Genomic DNA, 25788 nt, shown 5'->3' with positions numbered 1-25788 from the left:
GGAAGTAAGAGACTGATAATCAGCGTTCGGCCAGGCCATCTTATGATGGCTTGGCATACACAATCCCGGTGTCGACCTGCTTGAACCCCGAAGAAAGAATCGCTCCCATCGCATCCGGGAAATCCTGCGGAATATGGATTTCGGCGCGGGTGATCATCTCGGTTCGCAGTCGTCGGATGGTTTCAACGACCAGAGCTTGACCGTAACCTTGCCCGCGATACGCAGGTTCGACATAAATGTCGACGAGCCCGATGGCGCGTTCATTCCAGGAGCGAATGTAGTGATCGAGTCCGACGACGGTCATCGCTGCAACCGGTGAGCTTGTTTTGCGATCGACGAGTTGAAACAGCATGGATTCAATGTTTCCGAACCGGGTGTACCACCACCAGGTTGGATGATCCGGTTGATCCGAAACTCTCAGCTCGGTCTGACGACGAATCGTCATCAATCGAATGTTCATCGGATCTTTTCGGTCCGACAAGTCCCTTTGAAAGATGGGGATTGTCTGGATCGGCAGGTATCCAAGAGACTGGAAGAACGTTCCAACAGATGGATTGGACTCCATGAATCCACTGGGGCGAGCACCTCCGTAGATCCCGAAGTAGAAGGGATCTCTTCCTCGGGACTGCCCAACCTGAATTCGTTTGGCACCATGCTGTGCGAGATACGCTTCAGCTCGGGCAACAAGCTCTCGGCCAGTCCCTTTCTGCTGCTGGCTGGTTTCAACCATGATGCAGCAGATAATACCGACTGAATGATCCAATCCACTGCGATCGTCGGTAAATCCGAAACCGGCGTGAACGTAGCCGATGATCTGACCATCCTGCTCCGCGATAATCAATCCATTCGGATCGAAGTAGGGGAGGCCAAAGACCGCCATCTCCAAAGCGTGGGTCGAATCAGGCTGTGCGAACGCTCTGCCCGGCCGCGCCTGCCTAAAAAGATTCAGCAGGTGCGGTGGATCGCTATTCCGGAAAGGGCGGAAATGGACCAAGGTAGTCAGTCTTTATACAGATCAGCCAGTGGGGTAGCGAAACCGCCCCACTGGCTAAACTGAAGTTATCAAATCAGTCGGACAAAAGACCAACTTACATGCAATCCAAACTATTTGGTTTTGCGTGAAATCGCCTTCGACACGGCACTGGTAATAGCATCGGCTGTCAGACCATATTTGTCCAACAAACCTTGCGGATCGCCGCTCTCAGCGTATTGATCGCCAACGTCCACGAATTCCATTGGCACTGGGTGGTTCTCAACGACAGCCTGTGCCACAACGGAACCGAGTCCACCATGGTGGAGGTGCTCTTCGGCAACGACGATCGCACCGGTTTCCTTCGCGGCCTTGGTGATCGCTTCGACATCCAAAGGCTTCACAGTGTGCATATCCAGAACGCGAATCTTCAGGCCCTTCTCGGCTAGCTTCTTCGCAGCATCCAATGCACCACCGACCATCAGACCATTGGCGATGATTGTCGCATCGGTACCGGCGTTCAGTTCAATTGCCTTGCCGATTTGGAAGTCAATCCCTGAAGTGTAAATCGTGGCAACTTTTCCACGTCCTACACGCAAATAGGCAGGACCATTGTGTGCCAGAATCGCGTTTGTGGCCGCTGTGGTGCACACTGCGTCTGATGGGACAACGACGATCAGACCTGGCAGGCTGCAGGCCAAACCAACGTCTTCAATACCCATCTGAGATGGACCGTCTTCACCGATCGAAATTCCGGAGTGAGTTCCAACCAGCTTGACGTTCTGGTTTGGAAATGCGACCGACATACGAATCTGATCGAAAGCGTTATTCATCAGGAAGCAGGCGAAGCTGGAGACGACCGGAATCTTCCCCGAGCCAGCCAGGCCACCCGCAACACCGACGACGTTACTTTCAGCGATACCTACGTTGAAAGCTCGCTCCGGAAAGGCGAGTGCGAACACTTCAGTACGGGTTGAGTTACCGACGTCTGCGTCGACAGTCACAACCGCTTCATTCTTTGAACCGAAATCCTTCAGAGCTTCGCCGAAGGCATCACGGGTCGCCGGACCCATCTTCAAACCTGAATATTCACCGAGATACATAGCTGTTTCCTGTATATGCAACGTGCAATTTGAATTACGAATGCGAAGTCAACGCTCCATCAGAATCACATGGAGCGGTCTACAATCTGACTGGTGAACTACTTCAACAGCTCCAGGGCCTTCTCAGCCAGAGCCTTGGAAAGTGGCTTACCGTGGTAATTCATGTCTCCCTCTTCCTTGAGCAATGGAAGAATTCCAAAGCCCTTCTGTGTACGGGAAACGATGCACTTGGGTCGGTCAGTGATCTTCGCTGCAGCTTGCAGTGCGGCGACGACTTCACCCATATCGTTGCCGTTAATCGTCTGGACGTGCCAGCCGAACGCTTCGAATTTCGGAGCGAATTCCAGCATGTTGAGCACGTCTTTTGTCGCGCCAGTCTGCTGGTACCCGTTCTGGTCAACAATCGCGGTCAGGTTGTTGAGCTTGTATTTTTCAGCGGATGCAACCGCTTCCCAGACCTGTCCTTCGCCCATTTCACCGTCGCCCATCATGACGTAGACGTTGAAATCCAGTTTGTCCATTTTCCCAGCCAAAGCGTGACCAACCCCCAAGGAGAGACCTTGGCCGAGTGATCCTGTGCTCGCTTCAATTCCTGGGAGACGGCGAACGTTTGGATGTCCTTCGTATGGGCTGCCGAGCTTACGAAGTGTCATTGTTTCTTCGATTGGGAAATAGCCGCGTTCAGCCATCGCTGCGTAAAGCACAGGGCAAGCATGGCCTTTGCTCAGAATAAATCGATCCCGATTTGAGTCTTTTGGATTTTTTGGATCGACTTTCAAGAACCCGCCGAAGTACAGCGCTGTCACCATATCGGCAGCCGAGAGGCTGCTCGTGGGGTGGCCGCTGGCCGCTTCTGTCGTCATCCGAATGATGTCGCGACGAATACTCAGGGCCTTCGTCTTCAGCTGTTCGACGCTCAATTCAGCCACGTTACATCCCTTTGAATTAGTTTACTTGCAAGTTTTTACCGCACAAATCGACGGCATGTGTACAATCGACACCAGATCAAAATTGTCTTCTTTCAACTGGTGAAGGTATGCTACCGAGCGTCCAACGGCATCGCAACCAATTCCTGGAAGTGGATTTTACGAAACCTTAAACGGATCAGTCAGTTGCTCCCTTCAGCGACACCTACCGACCATGAACTTCTGGCCTATCTCAACGAGACTCTTTCTGTAGAAAGATCGAGTCAAATCGAGACCCTTCTCAGGGAAGACCTGAGCCTTCACCCACGGGTTGCCAAACTGATCAGCGCAAGGGACCAGGGAGGGCACACTATTGGAGAAATCTGGAGCCGGTCCAGATTGAGTTGTCCCACCAGGACGCAACTCGGAAGCTACTTGCTGCAGATTGCCCCCGATGACCTCGAAGATTACATCAAGTTCCACATTGATGTTGTCAAATGTCGCTTCTGTATTGCCAATCTGGACGATTTGAAACAGTCGCAGCGACCTTCGTCGGAGAGCATCAACCGTCAAAGTCGCTACTTCGAATCGTCCGCTGGTCTCTTCCAATCGCGCCATCAGCAATGAAATTCCCTATTACTTTGGTGCCTGATGGACTGCAAATCGATATTCTGTTCGCTCTGAAACCGTCTCGAATGAGTCATCCACGCAGTGACCACCCTTTCAGCCTCATCATTCTGAGCCTCCATGATTTTCGTTCTCGATAACTACGATTCGTTCACATACAACATCGTGCAGCGATTTGGTGAAATCGACGCGTCACTTGAGATCGTGGTGCGCCGCAACGATCAAACGACGATCGACGAAATCACTGAGCTTGCCCCTGATCGCATCATTATTTCCCCGGGACCTTGCACACCCGCAGAGGCAGGTCTTTCCCGAGAGGTAATCCGGCATTTCGGCCCTCAAATTCCGTTGCTGGGAGTTTGCTTGGGCCACCAGTCCATCAGCGACGTCTTCGGGGGACAAGTCATCCGCGCGAAACGCCTGATGCACGGAAAGGTGTCCAGCATTCATCATGACGGGCAGGGGGTCTTCGCTGACATCCCCAGCCCAACAACCTTCACTCGATACCACAGCCTCGTTGTCCCCGAGGAGACGCTCCCCCCCGAACTGATCGGATGCGCATGGACGCGAGACAACGACCATCCAGCCGAGTTGATGGGACTGCGTCACCGAGAATTTCCAATCCACGGAGTTCAATTCCATCCTGAAAGCTTTCTTTCCGACTACGGCATTCAACTCCTTCGCAACTTTTTGACGTTATAAACGCGATGTTTCCATCCGCCGCCAAGCCTCCTCATGTCCAGAAGATCCGCTAAACGGGTGCAAATTTATGTCTGGTCCCTCAGCAATGTGTTTGTTGTGAAGGTTTGCTTAATTTTGGCGGTTTGGTATGCTCCTCGCCCAGCGATTGATTCGACCAATCCAGCCTTTGTGTGGTGATCGGTTCAGAACTCAGACGACCTTCGAAAGTTTGTTGTCTGATTGACAGAATCAGAGTTGAACAGTTTCGCTCAAACGGAGAGGTGGCAGAGCGGCCGAATGTACCGGTTTCGAAAACCGGAGTGCCGGAAACGGTACCGGGGGTTCGAATCCCCCCCTCTCCGCTGATGATTTACTCGCTGCCGTAATCTCCTCTTAACGAAGAGTTTACGGCAGCGATTTCGTTTGGCACTGTCGATTTCGCCATTGATCATGTCAACCTTTTGGCAGAGATACGGGGCGACGCAGCCATCCAGCCAGGACTTCCGTCAGTCGTTCTTGGTCTCGATCAAGCCTTCGAGATCTTCCGAGCCAGGCAAACGTTCATTCAACACCCCAGCGTTTCGGAAGCAGCACGAACCCTCTTTTGTTGTAAGGCAGCTTGATCACTCGGAGTTCGACACCCTGTTGGGCAACAGCATCTTCCGCCTTCTCACCGGTGTAGCCCTGATCCACATAAGCGACTTCGATCGTTTCTCCTGAGCCGGTTTCACAACCCTCAATGGTGATCAAAATGTCATGTATTCAGGCGTCCCGCACGGGGTTATGAAATGCGCTCGTGGAGGAATGATAATAAATTCGTCGCCTGCTGCGTGCTGCTTTGCGACAAGTGACAACAGAACAAGGAAGTCAGTGGCCTCTTTTGCGTCTAACGAGGCAGCAAATGGAGACCTCATCATTTCTGACTCCAGCAACATGTCGTACGTCGATTTCTCGAACCCATCAAACTCATCGAACCCTGCTGAAATCACATGCATGGAATTCGGCGCAGCTGCAAATTCGTCCCTCCTTGCCACATTGGGCCGCTGAGGATTTCTTGGGATTAGAGCGACCAGCAATGCAGCGCACATCGCTCCCACAAAGAATGAGGTAGAAAGAATTCGGCAATTCAATTTAAAGACTCACTTCGACGGAAACGATTACGAAGAATGGCGAGGAGTCCAATCACGAGTATGAATACTATGTTTCCAACAATGAGCCAGCGAAATCCGGTTGGGTCTCGTTCTTCGCCTGGCTGAAACTTTTCAACTGGAAGCCCCGCCGACTCCTCCACCCGTTTTCGCTGCTCTGCCACAAGGTCTTCCACTCGTTCTAATTGCTCCAGCCTCCACTCCTTTGTCAACTGCATTCGCTCATCCTGCAGCTGTGAGACAAGCTTTGCGTGTTTAGGATCAACCAGATCTTCCGCTTCGGTATTGGCTTGAGCTAAAACTGCTTCAGGAACTTCCTCAGAGAACCAGGAAGTTATCGTGTCCGATAACTCGTGCACCGCTCGATTTGGAGCTCCGGATATAATAGCTTTATTCTTCTCACTCTCAGAGAGGTCGCTCCACTGTTCGTCCGCAATTACTCCATCGGTCGGGAGAATTTGGTTTTTGAGCTGTTGATATTTGTCGTCGGGTAGTTCGGTTTTGAGAATCGGCGAAATATCGAACCGTTGCCATTGAGTGATTTGTGAAATCTTTGGCTCACAATATTTTGACCAGTTCTCACATTGGTCTATGCCGGGAAATTGAGTGAGCATCCGGGTTCTGAGAAGGCCGCTTAATTCGTCAACTTGCCTGACAGCTTCTTCCGAAGGTGCACCGAAGTTTGGCATGAGGCAACAATATCTGATCGATGATCTGACACTGGACACGTAAACCTCGAGTGTCAATCGCGAAGGTGGAATTTTTAGGAGTTCCTCAAGCCCTCCGTTCGCTGTGGTTCTGCACTCCTCAATTGTTTGAAGCAAATAAGTAAATCGGTCTTCGGAGATCTGAAGTAAGCTCGTCGAAATCTCCTCTTCCTGTAGAAGCTTCGCTACGGATGCAAGGATCTGATCCTGCTGCTCGTCTACAAACCGCGTTTGTTGTAGTTCTTTCTTGATGAAGCCGCGAATCGCGCTCGAACGATCGGGCTGCATCGAATAGGCTGCTGATATTCCACTTGATGCGGATAGTGTCGCGACTAAAGCGAGGAGCACAGATGCAAATCTAACTGTCACTATCATTTTTAAATAATCCTTTGCAGAAGAGTAGACCTAGGTGCAGTAGTGCAAGGGCACTCGTTGATTTTCTTCAATTCACTAGAGCCTGTTATGAACTCTGGACGACGATCGGCGTGTATTTGAGCAGCAGTGCGACCATGGCCACCCAGTGCCATCCGGCCAAGACTTCTGCCAGTCGTTCGTAGTCACGTGCCAGCCTCCGTGATCGTCCTAGCCAGGCAAAGGTCCGCTCCACGACCCACCGACGTGGCAATAATACGAATCCTTTCTTGGCATAAGGGAGTTTCACGACGCGCAGTTCCACTCCCTGCTCAGCGGCAGCCTCTTCCGCGTTCTCGCCAGTATAACCTTGGTCCACATAGGCGACTTCAATGGCCTGATCAGTCGCCTCCTGCACAGCGACACATAAGTCGGAAACCTGGGCTCGCTCCTGTTCATTGGCTGGGGTCACTTTCAAGGCGAGAAGGTGCCCGAGCGTGTCAATGGCCACGTGAACCTTCGAGCCCTTCCGCCGTTTGCCGCCATCGTAACCGGCTCTGGCACCACTCTCGGGAGTGGATTGGATGACTCGCGCATCTAAGATCGTTGCTGAGGGGGGCTCATCGCGTCCCTGAGCCACGCGAGCCACTTCCCGCAGGTCATGAGCGATGTGCTCAAACACGCCAGCCTCCAGCCAACGGCGAGCCTGCTGATAGACCACGGGCCAAGGCGGGAACTCATGGGGCATGAACCGCCACTGCGCCCCGGTGCGTACCAGCCACCGCATGGCATTGAACACGGCTCGAAGGGAGTGAACCCGCTGCGGCGAGTCCTCTTTCACCAGCGCCAAATAGGGGGCTAAAAAGGCCCATTCGTCGTCCGTGACGTCACTGGGGTAAGGCATCCGGGGCTTGCTCATCCACGGAAACTACTTCAAAACCAACACTTAAGTCCATAACAGACTCTAGGCTCCTTATATTAACGAGTTCGATTACGACCACGATGGTTTCGTCAGTCAGCTCTAGCTGGAGCGAGGGATCCTGTTCGCCTACGGCGTCGCCTACCTCGACGGCACGCGGCTGCGCAAAGAGAACGGAGACCTCTTCAACTGGCGTGGTAATATTGAGGAGATCGACGGGGACCGGGACCATCGTAATAACCTTGAAGAGAATGCCCGTCGCCCCTATGTCCCACGCACTCCGCAGGAAGCGGACAGGCACTTCACGCAGCTGGATACCGACCACGATGGATCGCTCAGCGTTGCCGAACTTGCCGAAGCGGGGAACGAGGTGCTGCTCAACAGCTGGAGGGATCAGCTTTCAAAGTTCATGGAAACCGTTGCGGATCAGGATGGATTTGTGAGCGCCGACGACGCGATGAGCCGCGTTGTCCCTTGGGAGCAGAAGTACAACGAATCGCTGTTCCCCGCTTATGACACCAACGGGGACGGCAAAATCTCATTCGTCGAGTTCCGGGGTTCACCGTTGGGGAATCACACACTGATCTGGATGGATCAGCAGGATCGGGATCAAGATGGGTTCTTGAGTTTAGAAGAGTTCCATCCGCGAGAGGGGCTGGCATTCATCGGTGTCTCGAAGGTCTTCTTCGACAAGCTCGACAAAAACCACGATGGCCGTCTAGACACAGAAGAATTCCGATTCCAGCTCAACATCAGCAAAGTGCCGACCAATCTGGCGTTCAATCTGTTCGACAAGAACCGGGATAGCGTGGTCGAACCGGCAGAGTTCGTGGCTGAATCGTTGAAGTCATTCCCTGCGAACCTGTCAGAATACGACAAACAGTCGTTAGTGATGAAGCTGGAAGAAGCGGTGCGGTACGCTGACCGGAATCGGGACGGGCATCTCAACTACGATGAGTTCCGTGATTCGCAGGCCTCGCTGGGGATGACCAAGCCCGCAGAGCGTCAGGTCGATCCTGCTGTCGTCGCCAAGTACAAGCCCAAGAAGGAACCTGCCAAACCGGTCGATCCCAACCGCAAGTGGTACATCATCGGCGCCGTCAACGCCGCCATGTGGGTGCTGATCGCCATCTGGCTATTGATGCCGAAGAAAACTACGTCATCCCCGAGCATTGCAATGTCAAGTAATCCCCCACAACCCGAGGACAGGGCCAAATGAACAATCGCTTTCCAACGGCACCTCGGAGTGGTTTGACGTTAGTCGAAGTTCTGATCGTGCTGTCGATATTGGCCCTGCTGGCTTGTCTGGGCTTTCCGTGGTTGCAGTCGTTGAGAGAGCAGTCTCGACAGGCCGCTTGTCGGGACCACCTGCGTACGTTGACGATGGCCTTACACCAATATGAAGAGGTCCATCAATTCTTGCCGGTGGCGGCGCGATGGAATGAGCAAGTGGGCGAGTCGATGTTGCTTCACGAGTCAAAGCACATTGACCTCATCACAATGGAGAATTGGGCAATTCTCCTTCTTCCGTTTCTTTCGCAGCCGGAAATGGTTGCGATCCAAGATCATACCTCCTCCATCGGATCGGCGAAAAATCTCGCGATTCGCACCACGTCGCTTCCCGTCATGACCTGCAGTAGCGACTCATATTCAACCGCCGAGAACAAATACGATTTTCTGCCCCCCGGCCGGTCTTTGGAGGCGATCCAATTTGCACGTGGAAGCTACGCGATTAACGGAGGAACACAGAATCCCCACCCATACCCCCCGTCGACGATTTCGCCAAGAGGGGACCAGCACGTAACGATCACTGATATCTCAACTCGACGATACCAGAAATGGAATAATGGCATAATGGCATCGCAGGTATTAATACGAACTTCTCCAGTAAGTCATTCTTGAACGGAAGAGCCAATCTAGTGGCCTTGGAAGAAATTCGAGCTGGAATTCATCCACTTGATGCACGGGGGGGTATGGGCACTTGGACAGATCGGGGGGAGTATCACCTACGCTCATGGAGCCGGAGGTGATGATTACGGACCGAACCAGCAATGGGAACGAGCCGACGACATCATGGGGTGCGGTGCTCTGCACCAAATTCTGGGGCCAGAACACCTGGCTCGGGAGAGGATGCCGTGTGTCCACTACATCGATGTGAACGACCAGGCGACAGCGCGTAGCCAACATCCCGGCGGAGCGAATCTCTCGTTCATGGATGGATCTGTGAGATTTGTCTCCGATCAGATCGACAGTGGACTTTGGCACGTCATGCATGCGCGTGACACGCCTCCTGAAGTCCTCGCTAGAACCTTTGACGACGACCTCAAACGCAACCACTTCGATGGTGAGGGGAGCCAGTACGCCGCAAAGAAGAGCCCTATGGGGGCCCCTCCTGAGATAGTCGTGAACTCAATCGGGATGACACTCAAAAGAATTCCCGCCGGGACGTTCGAGATGGGAATCGAAGACACTGGAATGGGGAGGGCACCAGCTGACGTTCCCCCCCATCGCGTCACGCTCGATCGGGACTTCCTGATGGGCATTCATGAGGTCACCCGCAGCCAGTACCGCCAAGTCATGGGGCGACTCCCCGGCAATGCGGACTCTGCCGAACCCGTCCTTACTTCAGAGACCGATGGCGCCTTCCCGGTGACCAATCTCACTTGGTACGAGGCCGACGAATTTGCGAGAACCCTGTCGACTAACCCTGACGAGGTTAAGGCAGGACGGTCCTACCGACTTCCAACAGAGGCCGAATGGGAGTACGTCTGCCGTGAACAACGGCAGGGACCATATCAGTTCAACGCGGTGCGTCAGCCCAGAGATAGTTCGGGAAATGCAGCCGGAATCAATCCACCGCTCCCCCTCCAACCCGTTGGCTCGTATCCCGCGAACCGATATGGAATTTACGACATGCGCGGAAACGCATGGGAGTGGACCGCGGACTGGTTTTCACGCGGATACTATTCGAGAAGTCCGGAGGTCAATCCACCGGGGCCAGAACGAGGTTTTCTGAAAGTGGTACGAGGTTCTAATTGGCGCTTCGTTGGTGAAGTGTGTCATATCGATTACCCCAACCTCCCGCCTTGGAAGGCCAATCCTTTCGTTGGGTTCCGAGTGGTCTGCACACTCCACGACTCGCGTCCTGAACAATATTCAACGAACAACACAGGCGATTTTTCAGGCGTCAAAGTCGAGACAGTTCATGCGGGCCTGCTGTCCAATTGATGTGAACCGTGAGAATTTTCGTTCTTGCTTGGCAGTTGTGACGGAAAATAACCTCAGAAAAGTGAGCAGGCCCATCCGCTTAGCGAATCGTAGTACACGAAGGGGCCGTACCCCGACAACTCGTTGTCGGAATTCTGAGTGGCAGTTTGGCGGGAGGGCTTGTATCTCGTCGTGATTGACGATGAGAGACGCCCTTTAAGCGGACTTGCGTTCGAACCCCTTCACCAGCACACCGACGAAGGATTTCACTTCGACCTCGTTCAGACGCAGCGTCTCCACTTCTTCTGGCTCTTCTCTCACCGGTGGCAAGTGCCCGCGTCACATGTGACTTCGGCGCTGGGTATAGTTCTCGGCGAACTCGGCAACCAGATGATCCAAATGCCTTCAGTGTAGATCACCGCTCTGTTGAAGCTGTGCCGGAACCACGGTGTCGAGCAGGTGAACTAGGCCAGCTCAGTACGGAGCGGGTTCATCCGGGCCATCAGTATTCGCCGCGTCGCGGTCGCCTGCTCTCAGCTCCTGAACCTTGCCGAACGCCTGTTGGGCCAGAAACGCGACGCGGAGCAGGTCTTCAGCCGGGATCTTGTTCGTATCGTGATAGCCGCTCTCGTCCCGGAATGTCCGAACCAGCTCTGTATTGTACCACGCCCCTCTTTCGCTTTCGTTCCGCCAGATGACACATTTCAGGTTCCCCTGACGGATCGTGGCAGCGCGGCCTTGATGATGGGCAGGTGCTGTTTCTTTCGCTGGGGATTGTGGTCGTTTGGCCATGACGGTTCTCCTTGTTCCCGAATCCCATGCCACGATTCCTGCTGAAGAGTCAAGATCACGGAAGTTGATAGCCACCTTCACTCCGAAGGAAACAGGTTACCGGTTCCAGCTTCGGCAGTAGATGAAACTGGCCGATTTGACCGTGCGGTCGTAATCCACGGGATCGGTCTGCTTGAGCCGGAGAAGCTGCTCGACTTTCTCGCAGGCATTGATCACCAGAACCTTCATCTCGGTGTCGGTGATCCGGCTCAGCGACGGATCATCCAGAAGCTCGGAATGCTTTCCGGCATGCAGATTTTCCAGCGGACCATTCCGGAACGCGAGAGCGACAAGAGCATTGGCTTCATCACGGATGGAGAACCCGTTCGGAATTTTCCGGCAAAAACATCATCTTGATCGCTCATGGCATCACTCTATTAAAAGATGGCGTTGAGCATGCCTGAGCCATTTCCCGCCGTCAATGGCTTATGCAGCCCGCCTCTCAAACCCCTGCACCAGTCCGCCGACATAGGACTTCACCTGAATCTGATCGAGTTTCAAAGTCTCGACCGATTCCGGTTCACTGCGGACCGGCGGTAGATGATCCCGGACCATACTCGAACGGGTCGTGTTGTAGTATTCGGTAAACTCGGTCAGTAAATGGTCCAGATGCCGCTTGCCGAAAATAATGAACCTGCGCAAGCACTCGTTTTTTAGGGTAAAAATTGCCCTCTCACAGCGTCCGTTCAAATTCGGGGATGCCTTCGGCAATTTGTTGGTCCGCACACCGTGCTGCTTGAGTTTTTCCGCGAATTCCTTGGTGAACTTCGTGTCCTGATCATGCATCACAATGCTGGGCTTATCGTCACGATTGAGCGTCTGGTCCAGGAACCGGCCGGTCTGCTCGGTCACCCAGGCGGAATTCGGATGCTGTGTCGATTCCGACACGATGACTTCCCGGGTGGTCATGCACAGCCACACCAGAACATACATCTCTTTGAACCCTCGTGTGGTCACGGTCTTCACGCTGAAGAAATCCACTGCCCACAATGTCTTCGCGTGTCTCTCGATGAAGTTGTCCCAGCTATCGGATGTCCGATCCGGACCGGGGACAATTCCCTCCTCCTTCAGGATGTTGCGAACCGTCTGGCGGCTGATCTTTTTGATGCCCAGCTTCCGGAGTTCACCAATGATCCGCGTGTACCCAAAGCCTGTCGCTTTCGCGATCTGGATCACCAGCTCTCGAAGTTCTCGTGGTTTCCGCTGTCCTCCTTTGGGGTTCTTCTTTCGCTTGGGCTCCCCCTCCTCCCGCAGCCAGCGCTAGAACGTGGATGGACTGACGATCGTCAGTAGTGAATCAATGGCCCGCCCCAGCTGCTTCCCCAGTGTCAGCAGCCGTTCCCGCTCATGTGGCTTCGTATGCACCTGTCCGGGCACCCTGCTTCGCAGAATCTTGTTCTCTTCCTTCAGGAACTCGACATACCGGGCCAATTCACGATCGGTCACAGAGGCAATGAGGGCCAAGAGTGGGTGGAAAATGGTCGACATTCCGCTATTGTCTAAATCTGTAATCTGGACTGGATTTACAGTTTGTTTGTACAGCGCCTTGTTCCTGAAAACAGCAGCCAGAGACGACCTAAATACGTCCATTTGAGAGACCCGAAATCGGGTGTCGCTACAAACAGAAAAAGCCGTCAGAGACGGCGTGTAAAGTAGCAGAGGATATGAGACCGAATATTGAAATGGTTGTCCGAAAACTGTCCGAGAATGATTCGTAATCATTCATAAAACTCTGTAAAATCTGGAAATTGTGGCGATCAATCGCCGCTTCCTTTCGATCTTGCAACGCTCTTTGGCACCAACGACTTCCGTCGACATCCAGCGGTTTTTCAAGTGAAACGTTGGAAGACCTACGGAACCGTTCCTGAAAGAGATTGTCAAGCGGGAGAGAGTTTTCCTGGTGTGAGTCTGTAAATCGAGCGGCAAAGTTCTGGGCTTTGTTTCGAAGTTCATGTTCTGTGGGCTGGATTGCGTTTTGTCTTGAGTGATCATCTCACCGGTTGTCGTTGCTACGGGATGTTGCAATCGTTCTTGTCGGATGCGATTGCTCCACACACATTCCTTCGCGAGGCACGATCCATGAGAATCATGGATCGCTCTGCTGCATTGAGCAGACGCAAAATTATCGAGATGCGAATTCCTCTCCGAAAAGCCTACTCCATTCAAAGGGACGTGCCTGCCTGCTGGACCTGTTCGTGATCAGCAGCGACATCCACGGTTCCGTACGAGTTGGACTGATCGGGAGGGATCTCAGGCGATGTCACTCACCTGGATCGAACAACCGGGGTGGACCTGGAAGTAATTGGTCTCCTTTGATTCAGGTTGGAAGGATGATGACGCATCGATTCTGTCTGCTCAGGCTGTGGCAATGGCTCGACACTCAAAGTAACTTTGCTGCTTGCTGAGGATGTGCCAGATCACCGTGGCCAGCTTCCGCATCACCGCCACCCGGGCCACGCCACTTCCCCGTCGTCTCTTGAGCTTCTTGTACCATTCCCGAAGACGTCCGTCTTTGCGGAGCACCTGATACGTCACCTGGGCCAGCAGCCAGCGGGCTGTGTTGTTGCCCGCTTTGGTGATTCTCCCCAGCCGCTGGTTGTTCTCTCCGCTGTTGCGGCAGCCCGGAGTCAGCCCCCAGTAGTTCGCCAGACTTCTGGCTCGCGGAAATCGCTGCACATCGCCGATCCCAGCGGCGAGCGAAATGGCTGTGAACGCTCCGATCCCCGGCATGGTCTTCAGGAGTTGGGCATTGGGGTTGTCGCGGCCTCGCTGGGCGATGAGCTGCTCCAGTTCCAGCAACCTCTCCTGGATCTGCCTCAGGTCCGCCAGCAGAAAGTTCATCTCCAGTCGATCAATCTCTGGTAAACAAATCTCTCGCAGCCAGGCGATGGCCTTCATGGTCGGAAAGGTTTTTGTAGGAAGTTCCCATTGCAGATTGTGTCGCCGCAGGATGTGCTTGATCTTGTTGACCAGCTGCGTCTGAGCCTGACCGGCCTCCTTCCGCAACGTGCTGAGCTTGCGGTTCTCCTGCTCAGAAGTGCTGCAGATGTTGACCTGCCGCAACCCGCGAACGGGCTTGCCCTCCAGAAACCGATCACGGTTGACCCACAGCAGTTCACTTAGCGATGCAGCATCGCGTCGATCGGTCTTACAGCGTTTGCGTTCCTCCGGCTGAATGAGGATCACCTTGTGACAGCGGTAATCCCGCAGCATCCGGATCAGCCAGTCGTTGAAGCCACAGACTTCCACGACTGCGATGAACTGTTCTTCAAGCTGCGCACACCGCCGGGTGAGCTGATCAAAGAACTCGAGGACCTTCTCTGGCTGCGTGGACACCTGCCGTGCGAGAAGAACATCACCCGCCTGGTCACGGAGTGAGACAGTCAGCTGACGGGCATGTTGATCGATTCCAAGAAAGAGCATGCGAGGATCTCCTGTGAGAAAAGGATTGGAACACCCCCACACTGGAAAATCCCACCCCCAATAGCAACTCTTTCATCGATATCAAAGGGGTGAAATCGCTATCGAAAGCAGACAACTTTATCCGCTGCTTTTGGGCCATCGAACAGATTTCTGATCCTTAAGGGATTGACGTAACTGTTTGATCGACAATGCCGGCGTAGATGCATGTAAAACAGAATGACAATTTGGACAGACTGGCCTAAGGTCCTTGATGGGATCAATTTCGTACTCTTTTCCAAGCGATGCCAGGTCCTTCAAATGGTGGACATGAATGACGCCTTTTCCGTGGTGTCCATACAACTCTGTCATATCGAAGCTGCAAACGGCACAAGACCAACCGAAGTGCTCGATGCATCTCGCCCTGGCAGCTCGGCTTCGTTCATATGCATTGATGGTTACCGTCTTTGTCGCACCTTCTCTGAATGTCTGATTCGGATCGACTTCTTCCGGTATTGTTGCCCTGAATTCGGTTCCTGAGAGACTCCTTTTGATGAGTTCAAAGTGTTCCTGATCGATTTCAAAAGCTGCATAAACCGTCTTGTGCCGTGGGATTACTGGTCCTTTGACATGGACCCCATCCGGAGAAAAATCTTCCCAAGCATCGACATCAATACGAACGGGATAGTGACTGATTTTATCCGTAAAATTCTCGTAGACCACTCCAGGAGAGAAGTAAACGTATCCATCTGTATATGGCTTGCCATGTTGGAGATAGTTTACGATTGAGTCTGAATGATCATTTGTGGATTTTGCTCGCCGGGGTGAACGAACCATTCCTGTTGCAAAATACTTTCTGCCTTTCAGGTAAGCAACAAATTGATCGCCGACAGAGATTTCAGCGAGCCTTTTCCAATTCCTGGTGATCGCTGCCTTTCTGGAGGAAGTGTCGACACCTCTTTTCTTGTACTGATACCCCATCAGCCAACAATTGTGATGAATTCCGTGATGTAGACAGGCAATATCATCAAAGTTGACACACCAATATTTTGCAACGTGCTGTGTTTTATTCATCAGCGGCCCTATGACCTCACTTTCCTCATCTCCATCGTTGCTTTCTTGGCGTCGAACGCTTCCGGATCGAACTCACTCAGCCATTCGACCATTTCGTCGTGACGTTCGTGCCCGGGATCACGGAAAGCAGCTAAACCTCAGCATATCCCCAATGTCCCCCGATTTCCTCAGGAGGACATGCCCGTACTCCTTCCAGACAAAAAGGAAATTTCGATTTAGTGTCGGTTTGTGGAAATCCTTCATACACGATTTCATATCTCCAACGAACTCCGAAATCAACCTCGTAAATTCAGCGAGAGGATTGACCTGACTTCGGGATCAGTTTGCTCAGACGAATCGCCGATTCGTTCAGGACTTCACCCCAGGCTCCGGAGGCATAGGGATGGTGCGGACCAATCCGTTGTCCAGCAATCAGGAACCTGAATTCTCCGCCAGATGGTAGGTTTGATTTCCAGCAATGTGATTTTGAACTAGTAGTGGCATTCTTGCTCTGAGGTTGAACTGATTGTCAAATCTGATGGCCTGAAGAACTAGAGGGCCTTGCATAACTCTGTTTGGCAAGCGAGTTGCGTACCAGCATGAGCGAAAGGAGCTTTGCTCATGCCATGCACACGGAAGATTGACCTCGTTGGCAACACGTATCTCTCGGACGCACAATGGGATCGCATCAAACAATTGATTCCAGAACCTCTCTCTCAGCCCGAGGGAGGACGTCCTCCGCATTCTCAACGGGCCTGTCTGGAAGGAATTTTGTTTGTACTTGTGACAGGCTGCCAATGGACAATATTACCAAAATGCTTCCCTTCACCGAGCACTTGCTGGCGCCACTTCGATGAATGGACTCGCTGGGGCATCTTCGAGGGCCTGTGGTATTCCCTGCTGATGGAGCTGTAAGACCTGCAGGGGATCGACTGGAAAGAAGCTGCCGCGGATGCCTGGTTCGTTCGGGCGAAAAAGGGGGGGGATCAGGTCGGTAAAACCAAGTGTGGCAAAGGCTGCAAAGTGATCGACATCGTCGATCCCGAAGGAACACCTCTGGGAGTCTATTTCGCTGCCGCCAACAGAAGCGAAGTGAAGCTGATCGAGCCGCTGCTGGACAACCTGCAGATTCCCGGGAGAACGCCGGACCACCCGTTGTACGACAAGGCTGCAGATAGCGATTCTCTCCGGAAGCGATTGGAGGAGCGTGGAATTGAGTTGGTTTGACCGCATCGCAAAGGCCGGAAGAGAAATCCGACTCAGGACGGACGATCCGTTCGCAAGTACAAGCGATGCGACATCGTTGAGCGAACCCACAACTGGCTCCTCAACTATCGCAGAACCATCCATCCGCTATAAAACCACGATGCTGCGTTACTCTGGATGGATCCACTTGGCCTGTGCCCTCATCGCTCTCAGACGGTTACGAATGGCGCTCTAGCCAGATGCGGCAAGTGACGCACCGTAAGCATTCACGACCGGCGAGGCTATTGCAGTAAAACAGGTTTATTGGGCGATTGAAATCACGAAGAAAAGGTCCCCCCCAGCTCAGCCAATTCACTGAGTTTGGTGAATTCCGCTCATTGGCTGTTGCATTCTGCCACAGATCATTCAGTATCGTTTCTCCCGCCTCGCGGTCGATTTTCTCGGAATCTGATGGGAGCGACACAGACGCGGCTCAAATTCCGCTTCAACTTTTTGCAGCCCCTGCGAAGCGATTCGCGATCATCAATTTGAATTGTATTTATGCCCTACAGTATCCTGGACGCCTGCGAAATCGTTTTGCTTGAAAAATGCGAGCCGCTTACGTGTGATTCGCTTGCATATTTCGTCACTGAAATGGAACTCTGGCGAGCGAGTGGAGCCGATGTTCAGGTCGCCTTGGACAATGACATTCATCACCGCGGTGCTGACTCCCGATTCGTGTCTCTCGGAGACAATCAATTTGGACTGCGTGAGTGGAAAGAAGCGCCACTGTTCAGGCAGAAGTGATTGCATCAACGTCGACGCTTTCCAGCACAAGGAGCATCGTTGGAGATCTCGAAAAATTTCTGGTCAAGCGGAACGCGGCCATGTGCATTCAGCCTCAATCTCCAGGGAGGAAGCGTCTTCGTCGATTTTGATGTTGAACCGAATGGGCTGGTACACCTCGTGCGAATCTCGTTTGATGGTTACGGTTGTTGCAACACAGCGGGCAACGTCACTCGCTTGTCAGCAGTTGAATCGCAGATCCTGATCCAGTTCGACGACACGTACCAGGCAAGCTGTGAACAGGTCAGTGAGATTCTCCTTCGGTATTTCAACCACAACAGAGACACGATCTGGCAGGACGCGCTTCGGGTGTACTCGCTCATCGACGGGGAATCACAAAGTCCAAAATCAGAGTGAAGCGTCCGCAACCACAGTTCTGGAAGCAACTCAGGCCAGACGCACTCGATCAGTGGGCACGCTGCGGACGTTCTTTTGGCTTCCATTGCGATTCCAATAAAGACAACCGGGCCGCTTTCAAAACTCCAAGACTGCCAAAAACGGCAACCGAATCGATTTCCCAGTATAGACTTACACCGACACAGCCCAATTCCCATTCGCGATGACTGCTCAATTTGGCTCCCGGACCGCCAAAAAGGGCGAAGAGCGTTGTAGTTTTGGCTGCGGTTGATTAAATTCCCGACTCCTCGGGTCTGCCGACTCGAGGAAACAGTGAGAGGCCGAAGTGGCGGAATCGGCAGACGCGCTGGATTCAAAATCCAGTATCTGTAATGGATGTGAGGGTTCGAGTCCCTCCTTCGGCACCTTCAGGGGCTTGGATTGACATCAAATCCAAGCTCCTTTTTCTTTTGGTGACTGTAATTCAGTCGCTAGCAACAAGAGATTCAGTGCCTCTTCAGAACCGGGGTCAACTTTGCGTCTGGACGACAAGCGGTTCGGGCCGTCCCTGTCATCGCCTATTCATCTGCGGCAGTACCGGCGCTTCGCCAATTCTCAGCCGGAACTTCATCGAGCATCAGATGCGCGATGACCGGATCGTGCATGTTGAGTTTTACCAGCAGCGAGGTCTACGCGCTCAGCTTGGAAGCGTTTTCGAATTAGAAGAGCAGGGTGGGGGACTGGAATAAATCCCCTCCACAGTGCGTCAAAGTTAGGCCGGCGTCTCAAGGGCTAGAGTTTGTAGCTCGTTATGGATGAAGACGCTGCTCGCGAACAACCAATTCGTGGCTGGAGTGTCCCGTTTAGAACTGGGACAAAATCCAATAGCAGATCGCGGCCAGCAGGGCGCCGCAGGGGACGGTGCTGAACCATGCCAGCATGATCTCACCGACCTTCTTCCAGTACGCCTGTCCTGTGACCGTTCCCATTCCAAGCAAAGAACCAACGCTGACGTGCGTGGTGCTGACGGGGAGCCCGTGCAGGCTCGCTGTCGTTACGAGACAGGCTGTTGACAAGTTCGCTGCGAAGCCTTGTCCGGGATTCATTCCGGTCACTTTCTTGCCGAGGGTCTCTGCGACCTGCTTGGAATCGAGCAAGGCACCAACTGCGATCATGATCGCGACCGTGAGAAATCCCCAGTGCGAATTGAATCCGGGGACAATCACAAAAAGAGCAGCCATCTTGGGCGTGTCGTTCCATCCGCGAGCAAAGCTGGCTGCCCCTGCGCTTAGGAAATGCAAGACGTCGAGGGTCCTCGTTCGATGGTCGGGAGCAAGACGCAGGGACTTTAAGACGATGTAGAGAACCGCTCCCAGAACAATCGCGATAATGGGACTCGCGAATAGCGGGTAAATGAAGAGCATAATCAGGGCGTTCAAATGGACCCCTGATGAGCTCCCCACTAACCCTGCTCCAACCAGTGCACCGACGAGGGCATGAGTTGTCGACACCGGAAACCCGAAGCGGGTCGCCAAAAAACTGGTCAACGCTCCTCCGAGCGCCACCGCAGTAAGATACTGCGGTGACTGGACCAATGTGTCGTCAACAAGTCCCTTTCCGCTGAAGGCAGAGAGCAGGCCACCTGCGAAGAGCATCGCTGCGATGGACCCTGCAAATGTTGTTGCCGTCCCCCAGCATAATGCCTGTCGCCGCGTGGTCGTGCCGCTTCCATACAGCGACGCGACACCTTTAAAATTGGCGTTTGCCCCGTTGGTGAAAGCAACGAAGCAAACCGACAAAAAGAGGAGAATCAACAACATTTCTGGCGCTCACAGAACATCGAAATCAAGAATCAGCAGGACCGTGAGTGAAGAGTCTCGGAGATGGACCGAGCGATGCTCCGGCCGGAAATCGCTCGCATCTCTCACACTCGAGCCCGGACTAGCGAGCGTGTCGTTCTTCAGTTTCAGCAGGTAGATCCTTCAGTGAGGCGTATTCCTTCCAGGAACCTTCATAGAGCCGGACGTTTGGATAGCCTGCGACATGCTTCAGGTAAAACCGCAGCAGACTTCCTTCACGAGAAGTTCCGCAATAAACGATGACTTCTTTCTCCGGAGTGATTCCAGCTGCCTGAAGCTGTTCTTTGACCTCTTCATACGTCTTAAACTTGTGAGTATTTTTAGAATCCATCAAGCGGGCCCAGTGAAAGCTGATCGCTCCGGGGATGTGCCCTTTGCGAAGCCAGATGTCGTCCTGACCGACATATTCGTTGTGGGGACGCGCGTCGACGAGAACAACTCCAGGCTGATCTTTCAGCGTCACAACTTGCTTAACAGTGAGTGCGATCTCCGGATTTCCTTGCTGTGGAAGTGTCCCGGTAGAATTACCGAAGTATTCCTGAGTGACCTCAAGGTTTGCTTTCTGCCAACCGGGAAGTCCGCCATCTACGATGCGAATGTCTTTGATGCCCTGTTTCTCAAGGACATAGGCGACCATGCTGGCGCTCAGAATCTCGTCGTTTGGAAGCACGTCCCCGGTTGCGTAGATGATGTGAATACGGTCGGCGTTCACCCCAGCACGAACCAGCAACGCTCGCGTCAATTCTTCTGGCAGGTATTGAACCGGGACCCCGTGATCGGTTCCGCGAAGAGTGTCGAAGTTGATGTGGTGAGCACGTGGCAGATGTCCACGAAAGTAGTCTTTGTATCCACCACGGGTGTCGAGGACGACTGGCATGTTCTCTTCAGATGACGTCGAGAGCAGCTTTGATGCTTCCTCAGGAGAAATGATCCCAATATCCGCGTAGACCATGCCAGGAATCAGAAACAGAAGTAGAGAGAATGCTGATTTCATCTGGATAATGACACCCTGATCAAAAGGAGCGAAAAATTCTTCGAGTGATCTCTCGATTCCAAATTCGGAAACAATACTTTGATGTTCCAACGAACTTTAGAGTAGACGACTGCGCTTCGTTTGTCGACAAACTCATCGGCAGCGGCGGGTTGATGCAGAACTGCTGTTTGTACAGTAAAAAACCGCTGTGCAACTTCGAGAAGTCGCACAGCGGTTTTCAAGAAAAATCGATCATTACAGGGAGTTCTTCACTCCCCGACGCAGTACAATTTCGATCCGGTTCGAACCAGAATCAATCCGGGAACAGCAGCGATGCCGTACTGAATTTCCCCACTACCGGGTGCCATCGGATCAGCATCTTTGGTCTCTTCCCAAAGCCGATTCTCAGAGAGCTTATTGAACTCTCGTCCTGCTGCAACAACTGTCGTCGTTCCTTTTTGGCCGAATAAGTAAATTCGGTTTCCGAGCGCCAACGGCGTCGCCCAGCAACTTTCCGCTGTTCGCTCAGCGTAGATCTCTTCGCCCGTCTCTGCATCGAGACAGAAGAGGATTCCTGTCCGATTCACCATGTAGACGAGACCGTCATGCTCGACTGGCGAGCCAAAAGAGCAAGTTGCCCTCTTCGCTCCCCAAAGACGATCGGCGACGAATTCTCCACTCTCGTTCTTGGCGACTTTTACGATTCCATTGCACTCGGAGGCTTTCAACTTTCCTCCTCCTGATTCGCCGCGTCCATCTGTCGCGCCGATCAGTATCAAGCTGGAGCTGACAGCACTTGGCGATGGTGTCGTGTTCCCAGTAAACCCTTCGAGCTTCCACAGCGTTTCCCCATTCTGCGGATCGACACCGCGAAGCATTCCCGATCCGGAAAAGACCAGCTGCTGCATTCCGTCCACTGAGATGACCGTTGGGCTGCTCCAGCTAGTGACTCCCAATCCGTCTACCTTCCAGAGATCTTTTCCGGTGCGAGGATCAATCGCCAAAATGTAAGGGGCTTCCTCCCGTTCAATCCACACGATCACCCGATCGTCACACTGCAGCAGCGACGAACTTAATCCGTGTCGCGAGCTGATCTCCCCGAATTCTGCGACGAGATCCCGCTTCCAAAGCTCGGTTCCGTCATGTTGAAACGCAAGGAGGTTTCCTCCTTCGAAGAGCGCGACAACCCCGAACTCTCCCGTCACAGGAGTCGGTGCTGCTTTACTCACCATTGGTGACGCTTCGGACGGTGTCGCGTTCTCAACTGATCGACTCCACAGCTGCTCGCCTGTGGCGAGTTTCAACGCGATCACTTCGCATTGCTCTTTGTTCGGCCCGACGACGGAAGTCAGGTAGACTGTCTTCTCCCAGACAACAGGACTCGATTGCCCCGTCCCAGACAGGTCAGCGGACCACTTGAGGTTCTCTGTCGGAGACCAAGTAACCGGCAATGAATCGACAGTCAAATCTGCTGCTGGCGGACCACGAAAACCAAGCCAATCGGCATGGCATACCAGAGGAGACGACATGAACAAGACAGCACAGGAAATTGCTCGCAAATTCATTTCTGATGCACTTCCAAAATCGCGAATCGAGTCTAATGAAAAAGTATAGCCGCACTCTTTGAGCACGGCCATACCTGTAAGAAGAAGTCCTTCCAACCTCTTCAACTCATACTATTCTTCTCTCACTATTCCACAGCAGCTGAAGAATGCTCCACAGCCTCATCCGGAGTAGTTTGAATCTCTTCAACTTCCTCAATCTTACCGACGTCCATACTCGCTCCACCGACAACGATCAGTTTATGGTTCCACGGTGCGAGTTCATGAAAGAATCGGGGATGTTTTAGCTGTCCGACGTATTCCCATTTGGCCCCATCAGCACTGAGCTTCTGAATCGATCCGGACATGGTGGTTGTGTAGACCTGTCCATCCAGATTGAAGGAAGCTGTTCCGAATCCGTCCATGCCTCCACCGAGGATCGATGGTCCATCTGACCATGTTCCTGCAGATGGATCAAAGATGTCGACGCGAGTCGTCGGGCCGTTGCTCGACTGCATGCCGCCGATCGCATAGATCTTGCCGTCTCGGGCGGCGAGTGAAAGAGCGCGTCTCTCAAACGGAGGCGCAGCGACTTCTTTCCATTCTCCATCAGGTTGAGCGAGATCAAAAACCAGTGCCGTTTTGTGCCACTGCTGTTTTGACTCCTGTGCAGGGTCCATCGACCATCCGCCGACCACGTAAAGCTGATTGCCGACGACGACACAGTCATGTGAAGACCGCCCTTGTGGGAGCGATGGAAGTTCAGTCCAGGTTCCAGTAGCTGGATCAAATCGAGCGAAGTCAGCTTTGGAAACCAGCTTCTCATCTTCTTCTTCGTTGTTTTCGGCAGTAAATCCACCGACTCGATAGAGCTGATTCCCATCGGTGACCATCGCGAGGCCTGTCAGCTTCGGTCCGCCGGGAAGCGATTCCCATCCTTTTGGATCGACCAGATTCACTCGAGCGAATTCACCGGACTGACCTTCCTGTGAATAATGGTGAGCCGCTCCGTAGTGGCCACCGTACGTGTAAAAGTAGTCACCAACGACGGCACCACCGAAGCTGGTAATCCCTTTTTCAAGTGAAGGCAATCTTTTGTCCACACTTGTGACTTCTTCTGGGACCACTCGTAATGAGAGTGTCGAATACTGCTTGGCAAGTGTGTACTTCTTGCCGTTGAATTCTCCTTCTGCTTCGCCTTCTCGGCGAGCTCGAATCGAGAAGAGGCCGGGCTTGGTGATTTGCACAACGAACTGACCGTGCTCGTTGGTATCTCCCTGGGTTTTCTCCTCAATCCCCGGACCTTCCACGGTCACCTGGGATCCAGCGAGTGGCTCATTGTGCCAACGAACCGTCAGCGTCAGCGAGTTTCCACTGAGAACCGGGCAGATCTCAAGTGGAAGGATTTCAGGATTACTGACAGTCTTCCAGGAACCCGGCAGGACGGATGGATATGTCTTGGCATAGTACTGCAGCAAAAACGGTTTCGGACCGCGAGCCATCACCCCGTAATCGAATGCCACGATGACCGGTGACTCTGAATTTCTCTCTGGAATTTCCCCGACAAGAGCATCACCATCGACTTTAATCTCAACAGGCTTTGGCTCGCCGCCGCGACCGCCCAGCAGATACGTCTTTGCACCCGCAATATTCGAGAGCAAATCGGGATCATCTGGTGCTGCCATCTCGCTGAGGTAGACCTTGGCAACTTTTGATTTCTCTTCTGGTGAGGAGACCACCCAGATGAAATGTGCCTGAGCAGCGGACGTCAGCATCGATCCCAGCAAGAAGCCGGAAAATGCCAGTTTCATAAGATTCATGAATTATCCTGCGTTTCTATGTTTCCAAAACAAACTGCATCTACAGACAGCGTCTATTGAGCAGATGTTGTCGACTGATTGAGTTGATGATGAAAAAATCGAATCTGGTGAACTTCTGTCGTTCCATCGGCACGATTCGTAATCGCACGGTGAAGAGTCGGAAGATCAACGGTTCCAATTCGCTTCCATTCGTTATGAACCTGACGTGCAGTGAGAATCTGGTTTGTCTCACGGTCCCATGTCGTGACGCTAAAATCCCGAGGAAGGTGCTTCTTTTCCTCTGTCCAGTAGACATCCCCCACGCTGATAATAAAGCGGGTTTTGGGAGTGACTCGATGAACTTCTGTAGTCACGTCCCCCTTCACACGCCATTGGCTCTTGTCATCACCATTTGTAGAACGGAGAAGCCGACCGTGAGGATGATTGACCTGATCATCCGCGAACTCCACATCCGTGACTGGTTCGGAAGTCTGCAGGCGGTGTCCAATCAGAGAGTCGAGCGAGCGTTCGACCCACTGAAATCGCTGATCTTCCGGGAGAGACACTTCGACCGCTCCCTCTTTTGATACGACGACCTTCCCAGCAACGACTCCATCCGCGGTCGCAGCTTCGAAATCCGCTGTGAATCCCGAAAAATTCAGCCATTCACTTCGTCCTTCATGGGCAATTTTCATCAACTCGACCGCTGATGCTGCTTCATGAACCGCTTTGAGATGCTCTGCCCGTAGGCTGCCACTTCCGATCATCATCCCGATCGATGCCGTCAACGCAAAAACATATCGTGAGCGAGGAAGCATTTCCGCCATTGCGAATAATCGAGACACTCTTCTCATGCCTGAAGTCATTCTCTGAACCATTTTCGTTGCCATTTACGTCTATTAAAGTGTGAGTTCACTGATTCGACGGGGCTTGCTGAGCCTTGCTCTTTGCAAGTTCTGCTTTCATTTCGGTTGCGAGAAACTTGTTCCACCCTTTGGTCGTATTGAGCTTCGGGTCCCCTAGTTTCAATCGCTCCATGGTCTCTTCAGCGAACTTCTCGTTTCCGGTGAGATTTTTCCAATCGGCAATCGTTAGCGGCTGAAGAGGCTGCGGCTCAAGAGGTGGCGCGGAGTTACTGCATCCACCGAGAATTCCGATCGCAGCCATCTGCATGGCGACCAGGACCACTCGAAAGTCAAGAATTCTAAATTGCGAAATTCGCATGACCTTGTCCTTCGCCCCTTCAACTCATGCTTCACGCTATACACGTCACTGTCGTCATCAACATGATGACTGTAAGTCTTCCTTCGCGGAGACCACGCGACTTTTTTGCCAATGAGATCACAGT

At 52.9% G+C, this 25788-nt stretch carries 30 protein-coding genes, 2 tRNA genes and 1 pseudogene; 11 read left to right on the top strand and 22 right to left on the bottom strand.

Going from position 1 to position 25788, the window contains the following annotated elements; genetic code table 11:
• Positions 1–40: 40 nt before the first annotated feature.
• From SH668x_RS11230 to SH668x_RS11215, 4 genes are all read right to left on the bottom strand, one after another.
• On the bottom strand, positions 41–880 hold the full coding sequence (locus SH668x_RS11230; RefSeq protein ID WP_437185149.1) for a GNAT family N-acetyltransferase: 840 nt from the start codon (positions 878–880) through the stop codon (positions 41–43).
• Positions 881–1104: 224 nt separating this feature from the next.
• Positions 1105–2073 carry a transketolase family protein gene (locus tag SH668x_RS11225; RefSeq protein WP_437185148.1) on the bottom strand — a complete coding sequence of 323 codons (969 nt, stop codon included), beginning with the start codon at positions 2071–2073 and terminating at the stop codon, positions 1105–1107.
• A 98-nt stretch (positions 2074–2171) separates the two neighbouring features.
• Entirely contained in the window at positions 2172–3002 is an 831-nt protein-coding gene (locus tag SH668x_RS11220) for a transketolase (protein WP_437185147.1), read from the bottom strand.
• A gap of 192 nt (positions 3003–3194) precedes the next feature.
• On the bottom strand, positions 3195–3596 hold the full coding sequence (locus SH668x_RS11215; protein WP_437185146.1) for a hypothetical protein: 402 nt from the start codon (positions 3594–3596) through the stop codon (positions 3195–3197).
• 129 nt (positions 3597–3725) lie between these two features.
• On the opposite strand from SH668x_RS11215, the gene SH668x_RS11210 reads away from it, so the two are divergent.
• Both SH668x_RS11210 and SH668x_RS11205 read left to right on the top strand, forming a co-directional pair.
• Positions 3726–4307: an anthranilate synthase component II gene (locus SH668x_RS11210; protein ID WP_437185145.1), complete on the top strand. Its 582-nt coding sequence runs from the start codon at positions 3726–3728 to the stop codon at positions 4305–4307.
• Positions 4308–4561: 254 nt separating this feature from the next.
• Positions 4562–4648 (top strand) — tRNA-Ser (locus SH668x_RS11205).
• A 199-nt stretch (positions 4649–4847) separates the two neighbouring features.
• Here the strand turns inward: SH668x_RS11205 and SH668x_RS11200 are convergent.
• The 3 genes from SH668x_RS11200 to SH668x_RS11190 all read right to left on the bottom strand — a co-directional run bounded on the left by SH668x_RS11200 (position 4848) and on the right by SH668x_RS11190 (position 7411).
• A complete protein-coding gene (locus SH668x_RS11200; protein WP_437185144.1) occupies positions 4848–5036 on the bottom strand; it encodes a hypothetical protein in 189 nt (62 codons plus the stop codon).
• A 376-nt stretch (positions 5037–5412) separates the two neighbouring features.
• A complete protein-coding gene (locus SH668x_RS11195) occupies positions 5413–6516 on the bottom strand; it encodes a hypothetical protein (protein WP_437185143.1) in 1104 nt (367 codons plus the stop codon).
• A gap of 85 nt (positions 6517–6601) precedes the next feature.
• Complete coding sequence (locus tag SH668x_RS11190) at positions 6602–7411, bottom strand: IS5 family transposase (protein WP_437185075.1); 810 nt, start codon at positions 7409–7411, stop codon at positions 6602–6604.
• A gap of 370 nt (positions 7412–7781) precedes the next feature.
• Between SH668x_RS11190 and SH668x_RS11185 the strand changes: the two genes are divergently transcribed.
• Genes SH668x_RS11185 through SH668x_RS11175 form a run of 3 tightly spaced genes read left to right on the top strand, consistent with a single transcriptional unit; the run spans position 7782 to position 10639 of the window.
• Positions 7782–8630: an EF-hand domain-containing protein gene (locus SH668x_RS11185; protein WP_437185142.1), complete on the top strand. Its 849-nt coding sequence runs from the start codon at positions 7782–7784 to the stop codon at positions 8628–8630.
• Positions 8627–9313 (top strand): type II secretion system protein, encoded by a 687-nt coding sequence (locus SH668x_RS11180; protein WP_437185141.1) that lies wholly within the window; start codon positions 8627–8629, stop codon positions 9311–9313. Before SH668x_RS11185 ends, SH668x_RS11180 begins: the two co-directional genes overlap by 4 nt.
• 57 nt (positions 9314–9370) lie before the next feature.
• A complete protein-coding gene (locus SH668x_RS11175) occupies positions 9371–10639 on the top strand; it encodes an SUMF1/EgtB/PvdO family nonheme iron enzyme (RefSeq protein ID WP_437185140.1) in 1269 nt (422 codons plus the stop codon).
• Between the two features lie 453 nt (positions 10640–11092).
• Here SH668x_RS11175 and SH668x_RS11170 read toward each other — a convergent pair whose 3' ends face one another.
• From SH668x_RS11170 to SH668x_RS11130, 9 genes and pseudogenes are all read right to left on the bottom strand, one after another.
• Positions 11093–11410 carry a hypothetical protein gene (locus SH668x_RS11170; RefSeq protein WP_437185139.1) on the bottom strand — a complete coding sequence of 106 codons (318 nt, stop codon included), beginning with the start codon at positions 11408–11410 and terminating at the stop codon, positions 11093–11095.
• Between the two features lie 96 nt (positions 11411–11506).
• Complete coding sequence (locus tag SH668x_RS11165; RefSeq protein ID WP_437185138.1) at positions 11507–11638, bottom strand: hypothetical protein; 132 nt, start codon at positions 11636–11638, stop codon at positions 11507–11509.
• 20 nt (positions 11639–11658) lie between these two features.
• Positions 11659–11814 (bottom strand): hypothetical protein, encoded by a 156-nt coding sequence (locus SH668x_RS11160; RefSeq protein WP_437185137.1) that lies wholly within the window; start codon positions 11812–11814, stop codon positions 11659–11661.
• 61 nt (positions 11815–11875) lie between these two features.
• Entirely contained in the window at positions 11876–12625 is a 750-nt protein-coding gene (locus SH668x_RS11155) for a DDE-type integrase/transposase/recombinase (RefSeq protein WP_437185136.1), read from the bottom strand.
• 84 nt (positions 12626–12709) lie between these two features.
• A complete protein-coding gene (locus SH668x_RS11150) occupies positions 12710–12937 on the bottom strand; it encodes a hypothetical protein (protein ID WP_437185135.1) in 228 nt (75 codons plus the stop codon).
• A gap of 867 nt (positions 12938–13804) precedes the next feature.
• Positions 13805–14872, bottom strand: a complete 1068-nt coding sequence (locus SH668x_RS11145; RefSeq protein WP_437185134.1) for an IS110 family transposase — start codon at positions 14870–14872, stop codon at positions 13805–13807.
• 117 nt (positions 14873–14989) lie between these two features.
• On the bottom strand, positions 14990–15922 hold the full coding sequence (locus SH668x_RS11140; protein WP_437185133.1) for an HNH endonuclease: 933 nt from the start codon (positions 15920–15922) through the stop codon (positions 14990–14992).
• A gap of 8 nt (positions 15923–15930) precedes the next feature.
• Positions 15931–16044: pseudogene (locus SH668x_RS11135) on the bottom strand (plasmid pRiA4b ORF-3 family protein); the annotation flags it as partial.
• An 8-nt stretch (positions 16045–16052) separates the two neighbouring features.
• Entirely contained in the window at positions 16053–16211 is a 159-nt protein-coding gene (locus SH668x_RS11130; protein WP_437188537.1) for an IS1096 element passenger TnpR family protein, read from the bottom strand.
• Between the two features lie 311 nt (positions 16212–16522).
• On the opposite strand from SH668x_RS11130, the gene SH668x_RS11125 reads away from it, so the two are divergent.
• From SH668x_RS11125 to SH668x_RS11100, 6 genes are all read left to right on the top strand, one after another.
• Entirely contained in the window at positions 16523–16816 is a 294-nt protein-coding gene (locus SH668x_RS11125; RefSeq protein WP_437185132.1) for a transposase, read from the top strand.
• Positions 16817–16819: 3 nt separating this feature from the next.
• On the top strand, positions 16820–17128 hold the full coding sequence (locus SH668x_RS11120; RefSeq protein WP_437188535.1) for a transposase: 309 nt from the start codon (positions 16820–16822) through the stop codon (positions 17126–17128).
• 519 nt (positions 17129–17647) lie between these two features.
• Positions 17648–17893, top strand: a complete 246-nt coding sequence (locus tag SH668x_RS11115; RefSeq protein ID WP_437185131.1) for a winged helix-turn-helix domain-containing protein — start codon at positions 17648–17650, stop codon at positions 17891–17893.
• Between the two features lie 39 nt (positions 17894–17932).
• Complete coding sequence (locus tag SH668x_RS11110) at positions 17933–18289, top strand: hypothetical protein (protein WP_437185130.1); 357 nt, start codon at positions 17933–17935, stop codon at positions 18287–18289.
• Positions 18290–18608: 319 nt separating this feature from the next.
• Positions 18609–18693, top strand: a tRNA-Leu gene (locus SH668x_RS11105).
• Positions 18694–18777: 84 nt separating this feature from the next.
• The gene (locus tag SH668x_RS11100; protein ID WP_437185129.1) at positions 18778–19017 is read left to right on the top strand and encodes a hypothetical protein; all 240 of its coding nucleotides are present in this window, start codon (positions 18778–18780) and stop codon (positions 19015–19017) included.
• Positions 19018–19131: 114 nt separating this feature from the next.
• Here SH668x_RS11100 and SH668x_RS11095 read toward each other — a convergent pair whose 3' ends face one another.
• From SH668x_RS11095 to SH668x_RS11070, 6 genes are all read right to left on the bottom strand, one after another.
• Positions 19132–20088, bottom strand: coding sequence for an anion permease (locus SH668x_RS11095; protein WP_437185128.1), 957 nt, complete (start codon positions 20086–20088; stop codon positions 19132–19134).
• Positions 20089–20209: 121 nt separating this feature from the next.
• Positions 20210–21121 carry a sulfurtransferase gene (locus tag SH668x_RS11090; RefSeq protein ID WP_437185127.1) on the bottom strand — a complete coding sequence of 304 codons (912 nt, stop codon included), beginning with the start codon at positions 21119–21121 and terminating at the stop codon, positions 20210–20212.
• 248 nt (positions 21122–21369) lie between these two features.
• Positions 21370–22629 (bottom strand): outer membrane protein assembly factor BamB family protein, encoded by a 1260-nt coding sequence (locus tag SH668x_RS11085; RefSeq protein WP_437185126.1) that lies wholly within the window; start codon positions 22627–22629, stop codon positions 21370–21372.
• A gap of 161 nt (positions 22630–22790) precedes the next feature.
• The gene (locus SH668x_RS11080; protein ID WP_437185125.1) at positions 22791–24461 is read right to left on the bottom strand and encodes a Kelch repeat-containing protein; all 1671 of its coding nucleotides are present in this window, start codon (positions 24459–24461) and stop codon (positions 22791–22793) included.
• 53 nt (positions 24462–24514) lie between these two features.
• A complete protein-coding gene (locus SH668x_RS11075; RefSeq protein ID WP_437185124.1) occupies positions 24515–25285 on the bottom strand; it encodes a DUF3386 family protein in 771 nt (256 codons plus the stop codon).
• Positions 25286–25352: 67 nt separating this feature from the next.
• The gene (locus SH668x_RS11070) at positions 25353–25664 is read right to left on the bottom strand and encodes a hypothetical protein (RefSeq protein ID WP_437185123.1); all 312 of its coding nucleotides are present in this window, start codon (positions 25662–25664) and stop codon (positions 25353–25355) included.
• Positions 25665–25788 lie beyond the last annotated feature (124 nt).

Origin of the sequence: Planctomicrobium mucosum (genome assembly GCF_051466335.1) — a bacterium.
Taxonomy (GTDB): Bacteria; Planctomycetota; Planctomycetia; order Planctomycetales; family Planctomycetaceae; genus Planctomicrobium.
Note: the sequence above shows the minus strand (reverse complement) of the source record. Positions and strands in the feature narration are given on the sequence as shown.

Bases quoted from the DNA above. Each gene is read 5' to 3' on its own strand.
- SH668x_RS11225 (WP_437185148.1), bottom strand. From the start codon at position 2,073: ATGTATCTCGGTGAATATTCAGGTTTGAAGATGGGTCCGGCGACCCGT.
- SH668x_RS11095 (WP_437185128.1), bottom strand. From the start codon at position 20,088: ATGTTGTTGATTCTCCTCTTTTTGTCGGTTTGCTTCGTTGCTTTCACC.
- SH668x_RS11210 (WP_437185145.1), top strand. From the start codon at position 3,726: ATGATTTTCGTTCTCGATAACTACGATTCGTTCACATACAACATCGTG.
- SH668x_RS11070 (WP_437185123.1), bottom strand. From the start codon at position 25,664: ATGCGAATTTCGCAATTTAGAATTCTTGACTTTCGAGTGGTCCTGGTC.
- SH668x_RS11085 (WP_437185126.1), bottom strand. From the start codon at position 22,629: ATGTCGTCTCCTCTGGTATGCCATGCCGATTGGCTTGGTTTTCGTGGT.
- SH668x_RS11140 (WP_437185133.1), bottom strand. From the start codon at position 15,922: ATGAATAAAACACAGCACGTTGCAAAATATTGGTGTGTCAACTTTGAT.
- SH668x_RS11215 (WP_437185146.1), bottom strand. From the start codon at position 3,596: ATGGCGCGATTGGAAGAGACCAGCGGACGATTCGAAGTAGCGACTTTG.
- SH668x_RS11180 (WP_437185141.1), top strand. From the start codon at position 8,627: ATGAACAATCGCTTTCCAACGGCACCTCGGAGTGGTTTGACGTTAGTC.
- SH668x_RS11115 (WP_437185131.1), top strand. From the start codon at position 17,648: ATGCCCTACAGTATCCTGGACGCCTGCGAAATCGTTTTGCTTGAAAAA.
- SH668x_RS11160 (WP_437185137.1), bottom strand. From the start codon at position 11,814: ATGAGCGATCAAGATGATGTTTTTGCCGGAAAATTCCGAACGGGTTCT.
- SH668x_RS11165 (WP_437185138.1), bottom strand. From the start codon at position 11,638: ATGAAGGTTCTGGTGATCAATGCCTGCGAGAAAGTCGAGCAGCTTCTC.
- SH668x_RS11195 (WP_437185143.1), bottom strand. From the start codon at position 6,516: ATGATAGTGACAGTTAGATTTGCATCTGTGCTCCTCGCTTTAGTCGCG.
- SH668x_RS11170 (WP_437185139.1), bottom strand. From the start codon at position 11,410: ATGGCCAAACGACCACAATCCCCAGCGAAAGAAACAGCACCTGCCCAT.
- SH668x_RS11080 (WP_437185125.1), bottom strand. From the start codon at position 24,461: ATGAATCTTATGAAACTGGCATTTTCCGGCTTCTTGCTGGGATCGATG.
- SH668x_RS11090 (WP_437185127.1), bottom strand. From the start codon at position 21,121: ATGAAATCAGCATTCTCTCTACTTCTGTTTCTGATTCCTGGCATGGTC.
- SH668x_RS11145 (WP_437185134.1), bottom strand. From the start codon at position 14,872: ATGCTCTTTCTTGGAATCGATCAACATGCCCGTCAGCTGACTGTCTCA.
- SH668x_RS11150 (WP_437185135.1), bottom strand. From the start codon at position 12,937: ATGTCGACCATTTTCCACCCACTCTTGGCCCTCATTGCCTCTGTGACC.
- SH668x_RS11230 (WP_437185149.1), bottom strand. From the start codon at position 880: ATGGCGGTCTTTGGCCTCCCCTACTTCGATCCGAATGGATTGATTATC.
- SH668x_RS11125 (WP_437185132.1), top strand. From the start codon at position 16,523: ATGCCATGCACACGGAAGATTGACCTCGTTGGCAACACGTATCTCTCG.
- SH668x_RS11190 (WP_437185075.1), bottom strand. From the start codon at position 7,411: ATGAGCAAGCCCCGGATGCCTTACCCCAGTGACGTCACGGACGACGAA.
- SH668x_RS11175 (WP_437185140.1), top strand. From the start codon at position 9,371: ATGCACGGGGGGGTATGGGCACTTGGACAGATCGGGGGGAGTATCACC.